This is a genomic window from Acidobacteriota bacterium (assembly GCA_009861545.1).
Classification (GTDB): Bacteria; Acidobacteriota; Vicinamibacteria; order Vicinamibacterales; family UBA8438; genus WTFV01.
Genome location: VXME01000109.1, coordinates 1 through 8856, shown reverse-complemented (window position 1 = coordinate 8856; position 8856 = coordinate 1). Strand labels below are relative to the sequence as shown.

The 8856-nt window shown below is 66.2% G+C and carries 8 protein-coding genes; 6 read left to right on the top strand and 2 right to left on the bottom strand.

Annotated elements, in window-relative coordinates:
• The 6 genes from F4X11_17755 to F4X11_17730 form a co-directional block, all read left to right on the top strand.
• Positions 1-1146, top strand: a 1146-nt coding sequence (locus tag F4X11_17755; GenBank protein MYN66851.1) for an IS4 family transposase, incomplete at its 5' end; no start/stop codon positions are given.
• Between the two features lie 179 nt (positions 1147-1325).
• On the top strand, positions 1326-2345 hold the full coding sequence (locus tag F4X11_17750; GenBank protein ID MYN66850.1) for a hypothetical protein: 1020 nt from the start codon (positions 1326-1328) through the stop codon (positions 2343-2345).
• A 123-nt stretch (positions 2346-2468) separates the two neighbouring features.
• The gene (locus F4X11_17745; protein MYN66849.1) at positions 2469-3362 is read left to right on the top strand and encodes a carbon-nitrogen hydrolase family protein; all 894 of its coding nucleotides are present in this window, start codon (positions 2469-2471) and stop codon (positions 3360-3362) included.
• Between the two features lie 114 nt (positions 3363-3476).
• Positions 3477-4595 carry a M23 family metallopeptidase gene (locus F4X11_17740; protein MYN66848.1) on the top strand — a complete coding sequence of 373 codons (1119 nt, stop codon included), beginning with the start codon at positions 3477-3479 and terminating at the stop codon, positions 4593-4595.
• Between the two features lie 135 nt (positions 4596-4730).
• Positions 4731-7403 (top strand): ABC transporter permease, encoded by a 2673-nt coding sequence (locus F4X11_17735; GenBank protein ID MYN66847.1) that lies wholly within the window; start codon positions 4731-4733, stop codon positions 7401-7403.
• Positions 7404-7434: 31 nt separating this feature from the next.
• On the top strand, positions 7435-7983 hold the full coding sequence (locus F4X11_17730) for a DUF4440 domain-containing protein (GenBank protein MYN66846.1): 549 nt from the start codon (positions 7435-7437) through the stop codon (positions 7981-7983).
• Positions 7984-8220: 237 nt separating this feature from the next.
• On the opposite strand, the gene F4X11_17725 is transcribed toward F4X11_17730, so the two are convergent.
• Both F4X11_17725 and F4X11_17720 read right to left on the bottom strand, forming a co-directional pair.
• Complete coding sequence (locus tag F4X11_17725) at positions 8221-8406, bottom strand: hypothetical protein (GenBank protein MYN66845.1); 186 nt, start codon at positions 8404-8406, stop codon at positions 8221-8223.
• 41 nt (positions 8407-8447) lie between these two features.
• Positions 8448-8735 carry a transposase gene (locus F4X11_17720; protein MYN66844.1) on the bottom strand — a complete coding sequence of 96 codons (288 nt, stop codon included), beginning with the start codon at positions 8733-8735 and terminating at the stop codon, positions 8448-8450.
• Between the last annotated feature and the right edge of the window lie 121 nt (positions 8736-8856).

Sequence of the window (8856 nt, the reverse complement as noted above, 5' to 3'; positions counted from 1 at the left end):
CATCATAACACAGTCTTCCGCCAGCTTCTCGATTTGCTTCCCCGACATGAATTCGACGCCGAGGCCCAGCAGCACCAGAAGGGCCAGAGACTCCGCGTCATGAGCCGCTGGGCGCAGTTCGTCGCCCTCGGTCTCGGTCAGCTCGGTGGCCTGCAGAGCCTGCGCGACATTGTCGGCAACCTGTGCGCCCAACCCCACAAGCTCTATCACCTCGGCGTGCAGGCCCTCGTCAGCCGTTCGTCGCTGGCGCGGGTCAACGCCGAGCAGCCGTACACGCTCTACGAAGCGCTCTTCTCACGACTGCTGGCACGTTGTCGGCAGCGGGCCCCACGGCACGGCTTCCGGTTCAAGAACAAGCTGTATGCGATAGATGCGACGACTATCGACGTGTGCCTAGCCGCCTTCCCGTGGGCGTCGTTCCGGCGTACGAAGGGCGCGATCAAGCTGCACGTCGGCCTGGACCAGGCGGGGCATCTGCCGAGCTTTCTCAGCGTCACCGACGGCAAGGCAGCCGATGTAACGGTGGCCCGCACGTGGACGTTCCCGGCCGGCAGCGTGGTGGTGGCCGACCGGGCGTATCTGGACTTCGGGTGGCTGCATCGCCTGCAGGAGCAGGGCGTGACCTTCGTGACGCGGTTGAAGCGAGGCGTGAAGTACCGGGTGCTGCGCGACCATGAGGTCGCCATCTGGACCGGCGTGATGAGCGACCAGACGATCGAGTTGACGAGTGCGCGTGGCCGCAAGGCGTATCCGGGCACGCTGCGGCGGGTCGGCTACTGGGACGCGGAGACGAAACAGCGCTACGTGTTCGTGACGAACAACACGAAGTGGGTGGGCAAGACGATTGCCGACCTGTACAAGTCGCGCTGGCAAATCGAGCTGTTCTTCAAGTGGATCAAGCAATACCTGAAGGTGAAGCGCTTCGTGGGCCGCTCGAAGAACGCGGTGTTGACGCAACTGTGGGTGGCGACGTGCATGTACCTGCTGTTGGCCTACCTGAAGTTCGTCCTGCGGCTGAGCTGGACCCTGCACCGGATGCTACGGGTTCTCCAACTCAACCTGTTCGACCGCCGCTCACTGGTGGAGTTGTTCATGCCTCCCTCGCCACCGGGTGCCCCGAACCCGCAGATGCTCCTGTGGTGCTGAAAATGTGGGACAGCAGTGGTCCTGGTACGTCCCGCGAACGAGACGGTTACCAAGAGTAGCGGTTGCACCGGTCGTCGCGTGGAGATCGTGTCCAAGCCGGCTATCCAACCACACCAGTGACGAGTAGTTTTCGTTTTCGCCGGCTTGAGGGAAACCGTACGGGCGGAACGCGAAGCCGCATGGAGCTGTCGTATCCGCGTCCGCGAAGTCCGTCGGGCAAGGTGTACCAGTTCTCGCCCAATCCGGACGCTGTGCCGAGGCTGTTCCTAATCGGCAGTGCTCCCTCGGAGCGACAGATTCGCGAAGAGGACCGTGCCCGGATTCGCCGCGCACCGGGGCCGGGCCAGACCGTGTGTCCATATACGGGCTACATGGCGGATGATGACGCGTTCGTGCATTCTGCGGACATCGAGGACATCAAGCGTCAGATTGGTCATGATGTGGCCGCCGACGTGAGCGACTGGTTTGGCGATCTCGCCAGGGACTTCAATCGCCAGCAGCCTGGCGGCGGCCTTATCAGCATGAGGCTGGAACACAAGCCGAGCCACGCGGCACGCCCTGTCGCGATCCGCGAGGACCTGCTGCGCGATCTCTCGTGCGACGTCTGCCAACGCTCGTACGGGGTCTATGCCCTCGCTCTCTTCTGCCCCGATTGCGGCGCACCCAATCTGGCGCTGCATTTTCGGCGGGAAATCACGTTGGTGCACGAACAACTCGCCGTTGCCGCAGCGCAGGACCGTGGGGGGTATTCCGAGCTCGCGTATCGGCTCCTGGGCAACGCCCATGAAGATGTTCTGACCGCATTTGAAACGACGCTAAAGGCGATTTACCGCCACCTCGCGCGCCGGCGGTTACCCGACAGAGCGGCAAAGTTGTGCAGCAAGAAGGCGATCGGTAATGCCTTCCAGAACATCAGGAGGGGCGGCAAGAAGTTCGCTGAGATGGACATCGACCTATACGCCGTACTCTCGGATGAGGAATCCCATCGCATGGCGATCAACATCGAGAAGCGTCATGTCATCGGGCACAATCTGGGCGTCGCGGATGAGCAATATGTCGCGTTGACGCAGGTCGAGCAACCCGGCGAAACGGTACACTTGGTCGGCGAGGAGATTGGTCTCTTTGCGGACGCGTGCCTACGCGTCATCACCGCGTTAGAGGTTGCGCTCTTGCCCGAGGCGACCACTCGCGGTCGGTGACGGCCCGCCGGTACATCATGTACATCATAGAGGCGCAGCAGGCCGCTCGCGACGCGCGCGCGGCAGCCCAAGAGTAGGGGGGCTGGGGATGTGAGGTAGGCGGGACCGTAGCACGCGCGCCGCATGGCGTGTTTCCCGAACCGCCCGGTCCAGGACGTGAGACGCCCACTGATCGCGCGACATCCCCTTGATGACGTCGACTCCCCCGAAGGCGGCCAGCGCCCGGCGGCGGGCCTTGCCCCGCGGCAGTCCCCGCTCGACGTGCTCGGCGGTCTGCCGGTCGAGATGAAACCGGAGCTCGGCGTCCAGTTCGCGCTCGAGCCGGCCCCGCCCGAAGAGAGCACGCAGGCGGTGGCGCAACGCCGGAAGCCAACGCGACCGGAACATCTCGGACACCTCGATTATCGACAGTACGGGGCCGGCTGTAGACTGTCAAAGTATCGCGCCACGAGGACGCGGCGGGACTTCCGCAGAGGAAACCCGGAAGAGATGAAATTCGCCATCGCGCAAGTCATGGCCCGGGACACGGTCGAGGAGAATCTTCGCGACCATTGCCGACTGCTCGATATCGCAGCGCAACATCGGGCCGATCTGATCGTCTTTCCCGAAATGTCCATGACCGGCTATACCCGGGAGAAGGCCGCCGAGCTGGCGTTCGACGTCGACGACGCCAGGCTCGACCCCTTGAAGTCCACGGCCGCGGCACAGCACATCGTTGCGGTGGCCGGCGCGCCGGTGCGAATGAACGGCGCGCTGCACATCGGCTCGTTCATCCTCTTCCCCGACCATTCGACGCATTCCAATGGACATCCTGATCTCGAACTATTGCGGGCCGGTCTGGAACATGGAATCCGGCGGCAGAAGCGCGTATTGGTCACGGCAGGGGAGCTTGTCGGCGCCTTGCAGGCCAACGAGCCGGGACTGCTGCTCGTCGAGAAGGCGCAGGGCAGCTGGTCGTGCGAAGCAGTCCCTTTCTCTCCGACACCTTGCTTATCGACAGCAGGACGCGTACTGTAGATTGTCGAGGCATGGAACGCCAGCTTGCCGCGCGTGCGGGAACTTGATCCCCCGTCGCCGCGTCAGACGGATCGTGCCGTCGTTCCTCTTCGACGCGGATTTCCGGAGGTCCCGATGCGATCGATGGTCCTGACGTGCGCCGTGGTGCTCTGCCTCCCGATCGCCGGCAGCGTCGGCCAGTCCCCGGACGTGCGGATCGAGCCGTTTCCGGAACGTCCTTATCTCAACGCCACCCGCGGCGGCCTCGAGCTCCACAACGATTTCATCGTGTCGAACGACACGGCCCGGTCGCTGACGCTGACCCGGGTCGAGATGTCGGTGTTCGGCCGCGACGGCCGGCTCGTGCAGCGCCGCTTCGTATCGGCAGCGAACGGCGGCCCGAACTCGGGTCTGCTCACGATTCCGCGCCGCGAGGTCGGACCGGGCGAGAAGCTGACACTGTTCAACCCGTTCCATGTCCTGGACGCCGACCTGGAGATCGGCCGCGCGGTCTTCGAGTTCACGCTCGCAGGAGCCGAAGCGACGGTGACCCGCTCGGTCCCGGTCCATCCGGTGCGCTACGAATCGTCGACGAGCCTGGAGCTTCCGCTCCGCGGACGCTCTCTCGTCTGGGACGGCCACGACTTCTATTCGCACCACCGCCGGCAGGACCCGAGCAGGCTGCCGCTCGCGGAAGGCGGCATCCTCGATGTCCCGGTCCGCTACGCCTACGACTTCAGCGTGGTCGACGAAGCCGGCGACCTCCACCGGGGCGAGGCGGCGGTTCCCACCGAGTGGTACGGGTACGGCGCATCCGTCCACGCGCCCGGGAGCGGCGTCGTCGTCGCGGTCGCGAACGAGGTCCCCGACAATCGCATCGTCGACGGCAGGTTGCGCTACCCCCGGCCGCCCCCGGCCGCTCTGAACGCGCGGTTGCTGGGCAATCACGTCGTCATCGACCACGAGAACGACGAATACAGCGTCCTGGCCCACCTGCGCGCGGGGTCGGTGACGCTCCGGACCGGCGATCGTGTGACCCGGGGTGATCGCCTTGGAGAGATCGGCTTCTCCGGCGACACCGGATTCCACGTCCACGTCCACTACCACTTGGCGAGCGGCGCCGACCTGTTCGGCACCCGCGCGCTGCCCGCGCAGTTCGAACGGTTCAGCCGCGTCGTGGGGAGCCGAACCGTGTTCACCGAGCGGGGCCCGATAGCAACCGGCGACATCCTCGTGAGCAACGCGGGGCGATAGCGGCAGCCGCCGACCACCGGCGGGAATCGGCGCCCCGGTCAGCCATACCGCCAGTTCGAGCAGGCGGTCACGTCGTCGAAGCCCTCTTCGGCTTGACACGGTTGGTGACCTCCGGCACACTTCCATCGTCAAACGATGGGAAGAAAAAGCGACGAAAGGTTCCGTATGACCAGGCTGCTCCGGCGCCTCCGCTACCTGCTTCAGCGCGATCGTCACGAACGCGAGCTTGACGACGAGTTGCAGTTCCACCTGGAGATGAAACAGCGGGAGCTGGAGGCGCGCGGGCTCGACCGGGCCGCGGCGACCACGGCGGCCCGGCGCGCGCTGGGCAACCTGCCTCTCACCCGCGACCACGTGCGCGACGTCTGGATCGCACCCTGGCTGCAGAGCGTGCTACAGGACGTCCGCCTTGCCGGGCGGCTACTGGTCAAGCAACGCGGGTTCACCCTCGGCGTCGTCCTGGTCCTGGGAATCGGCATGGCGTTGACGTCTGCGATGTACACCGTCGCCAACTCCATCCTGTTCACGGGGCTCCCCGGAGACGATGACGGGCGCATCGTCTCCCTCGGGACGCGTGACGAGCTGGGGCGACCGGCGGGTGTCTCGCTTGCCGACTTCGAGGACTGGTGCGGCGCGAGCGAGACCTTCGACGGCATCGCCGCGATGTTCCCGATCGGGCTCAACGTCAGCGACGACGAGACCGCCGCCGATTTCGTCTTCGGGACTTATATCTCGCATGACGCCTTCCGGCTGCTGCGCACCTTCCCCGCGCTCGGCCGCGACTTCCTGCCGGAGGACGATGTCGACGGCGCCGCCGGCACGGCGATCCTGTCGCATCGTCTGTGGATGAGCCGCTATGGCGGCGACCCCGAGGTGATCGGCCGCACGATTCGGCTGAACGACCGGCCGTCCGTTCTGATTGGCGTGATGCCCGAGGGGTTCGAGTTTCCCCATTCGATTGCGATCTGGACGCCGCTCGGTCCGCAGTTCGGCGGGTCGGCACAGCGGCGCGACGCGCGCACCCACCAGGCGTTCGGCCGGCTGGCCGACGGCGTGTCCCTCGCGCAGGCGCAGGCGGACCTCGACGTCGTGGCCGCCCGGCTTGCCGAGGAACACGGCGAGACCAACGCCGGGATTCGGCCGACCGTCGTTCCGTTCACGGAGGCGTTCGTCGACGACTGGGTGAAGCGGCTCCTGTCGGCGCTGCTGGGCGGCGTGGTCTTCGTGCTCCTGATTGCGTGCGCGAACGTGGCGAATCTATTGCTGTCGCGCTCGGCGCGCCGGGCGCGCGAGATGAGCCTCCGCGTGTCGCTCGGGGCCACCCGCGGGCGACTCGTTCGGCAGTTGCTGGTAGAGACCCTCCTGCTGACGGGGCTCGCGGGCCTCGCCGGCGTCGCGTTGTCCGGTCTTGCCGTACGGCTGGTCACGATGCACCTGGGCACCGCGCCGTACTGGATCGACTACTCGATGGACGGGCGCGTGCTGGGGCTCGTCGTCGCCACCTGCCTGGCGACGGGTGTCGCGTGCGGTCTCGTGCCGGCCCTGCAGGTGTCGAAGACGAACGTGAACGACCGGCTGAAGGACGGCGGCCGAGCCGGTAGCGGCGGGGGCGGCGTCGGCACTCGCCGATGGACGACCATCCTGTTGACCGCTGAAGTCGCGCTGACGCTGATCCTGCTCAGCGGGGCCGGCCTGATGGGGCGGAGCTTCCTCGCGCTGCAAGCCGAAACCAGCGTCGTCGACGCCGCCGGGCTCACCACCATGGGGATCAGGTTGTCGTCCGCCAGGTATCCCACCACCGAGGAGCGCCGCCTCTTCTACGCAGCGGTCGAGGAGCGGCTGGCCGCCATGCGCGAGGTGGAAGCCTTCACGTTGGCCAGTGTCGATCCGTTCGGTTGGGGGTACCCCCGGTCACTCGCCATCGACGGCCGGCCGGCCGATGTCGACGCGGCGGCCCCCGGCGTGACATACGTCACCGTCGGAGCGGACTACTTCAGAACCCTCGGCCTGCGGATCCTCCGCGGGCGTGCCTTCACGCGGCTCGACGGGACCGCGGGACACGAGAACGCCATCGTGAACGAGCGGTTCGCGTCGATGTTCTTCCCCGACGGCGATGCAATCGGCCGGCGGATCCGGTTGACGAACCCGAACGTCATCGCACAGGCGCTGCCTTGGGTGACCGTCGTCGGTGTGTCTCCGACCGTCCGTCAGATGTCGAGGACGGGCCCCCCGGATCCGGTCGTCTACTACCCCTTCCGCGGCGACAGCGGGTTCTTCGCCAGGCTGATCGTCCGCGGCGCCGCCGGTGCGGGCGTGACTGGCGCGATTCGGGAAGAGATCCGCCGGCTCAATCCCGACCTCCCCCTCTTCGATCCACTGCCGCTCGAGGAGGCGATGGCCCGCTCCGGTGGGACGCAACGATCGCTCGGCACGCTGCTCGGGGTGTTCGCCGTGGTCGGCCTGCTGCTGGCCGCCGTAGGCCTGTATGCGGTCACCTCCTGCTCGGTAACGCAGCGGACGCAGGAAATCGGGATACGGATAGCGCTCGGGGCGACGGCCAGGCAGGTAGTCAATGGCTTCATTCGTCGAAATGCCGTTCCGCTGGCACTCGGGTTGCTCGCCGGGCTTGGCGGCGCGGGCGTGCTCGGCCGCGCTCTGCAGGCGTTTCTCATCGGGATCGAAGCGTTCGACGGGGTCACGCTTCTGTTCGTCGTGGCGCTGCTGGCCGGAGTCGCGCTCGTCGCCAGCCTGGTACCCGCGCGCAGAGCGGCGCGCGTCGACCCACTGGCCGCGCTTCGGTGCGAGTAGCGCGCGACGTGAAGGACTCTGGAATCGGCGCGTGTCGGCACGAGACATGGGGCTTGGAGTGGGGTTGAGGAGTATGAGGATCGGTACGACCGTCGAAACCGTGTGGAGCAATCTGGCCCGTTTCCTGCTCCTCGTCCTGGCCGCGGCCGCCGCCTGCACGTCCGGGGCACCCGATCTGGAGGAGGAGCTCCGCGCCATCGAGGCGCTCAACCAGCACGACGTCGACGCGGTGCTGTCGAGCGACTTCGACGCACTGATCTCGCAGTGGACCGAGGACTTCGTGGTGATCTCCCCAGGCGCAGTGGTGCGCGGACGCAGCGCCAACGCTGCGCTTCTGGAAGGCGCCAGAGCAATGTCCGACCTGCTCGAACCGGTGGAGCACGTGCTCGACTTCGAAGAGACCATCGTCTCCGGCGACTACGCCTTCCAGTGGGGCACCCTTCTATCGAGCTCCCGGTCGCGCGCCTCCGGGGAATTGTTCTCCGGCGGCGGCAAGCTCATGCGGATCCTCCAACGCCAGGCCGACGGCTCGTGGAAGATGCATCGGACGATGACGATGGGCGACCCCGGCGGCGAGTAGCCTGGATTGTCCTCGGAAATCCCGAAGCGCCGGATCGGCCGGACCAATCGTGCGGGCTGTGACGCCTCGCGACGTTGGCTACAGGCTGGCGTAACTCACAGTCAGGCCCCAAGGACCGATCGAGGTCCACAGGAACGTCAGTGGTGTCTGTGGTGTCTAAACGGAAGTTTCCAGGCCGATCGCTGATAAGTCACTGTTGGTGGTGGAGTTACAGGTTTCGATGGTGTTGTGTGCTGGCTACATTTGCGGGGTGACTCCCAGCAGCTCGAAGCTGCGTTGCTGCACGGGTGTGGGCTTGGTGAGCATGGTGAAGGCGTCCATCCGCCGCATCAACGCCAGACTCTCCGCGCTTTCTCCCCGCGGCCTGTAGTACACCGACGAGCGGCTGATGCCGAGCAACGCGCACTGACGGCTGATGCTCAACGCGCCGCCGCGGTCGACCAACTGCTGGCGCTCGGCCCGGCTCAGCGTTGGAATCCGCGCAGAAAAAAATCCCGCTCCACCGTCAGCTCGCCGATCTTTGCGTGCAGGTCCCGGATCGTCGCCTCGTGTTCCGATTGGCGAGACGCTCTGCTGCCGCCGAAGACCTCCTCCAACCCGTCGATGGCCTGCCGCTTCCAGGTACTCACCTGATTCGGATGGACCTCGTGTCGGGTGGCGATCTCCTGCACCGTTCGGTCCCCCCGCAACGCCTCGAGCGCCACCCGCTTCTTGAAGTCCGCCGTGAACCGACGCCGTCGTCTCGTCGCCATTCCAGTGCCTCCCGAAGGCTCTGGAATACACCTTAGCCGACTGTCCGAAAATGCGGGACCACCTCAGGCCACCCGCATGGTGTTGGCGGTCAGGGTGCCGAGGTCGGCGAGCAAGGTTCGG

Bases quoted from the DNA above. Each gene is read 5' to 3' on its own strand.
- F4X11_17720 (MYN66844.1), bottom strand. From the start codon at position 8,735: ATGGCGACGAGACGACGGCGTCGGTTCACGGCGGACTTCAAGAAGCGG.
- F4X11_17740 (MYN66848.1), top strand. From the start codon at position 3,477: ATGCGATCGATGGTCCTGACGTGCGCCGTGGTGCTCTGCCTCCCGATC.
- F4X11_17745 (MYN66849.1), top strand. From the start codon at position 2,469: ATGGCGTGTTTCCCGAACCGCCCGGTCCAGGACGTGAGACGCCCACTG.
- F4X11_17735 (MYN66847.1), top strand. From the start codon at position 4,731: ATGGGAAGAAAAAGCGACGAAAGGTTCCGTATGACCAGGCTGCTCCGG.
- F4X11_17750 (MYN66850.1), top strand. From the start codon at position 1,326: ATGGAGCTGTCGTATCCGCGTCCGCGAAGTCCGTCGGGCAAGGTGTAC.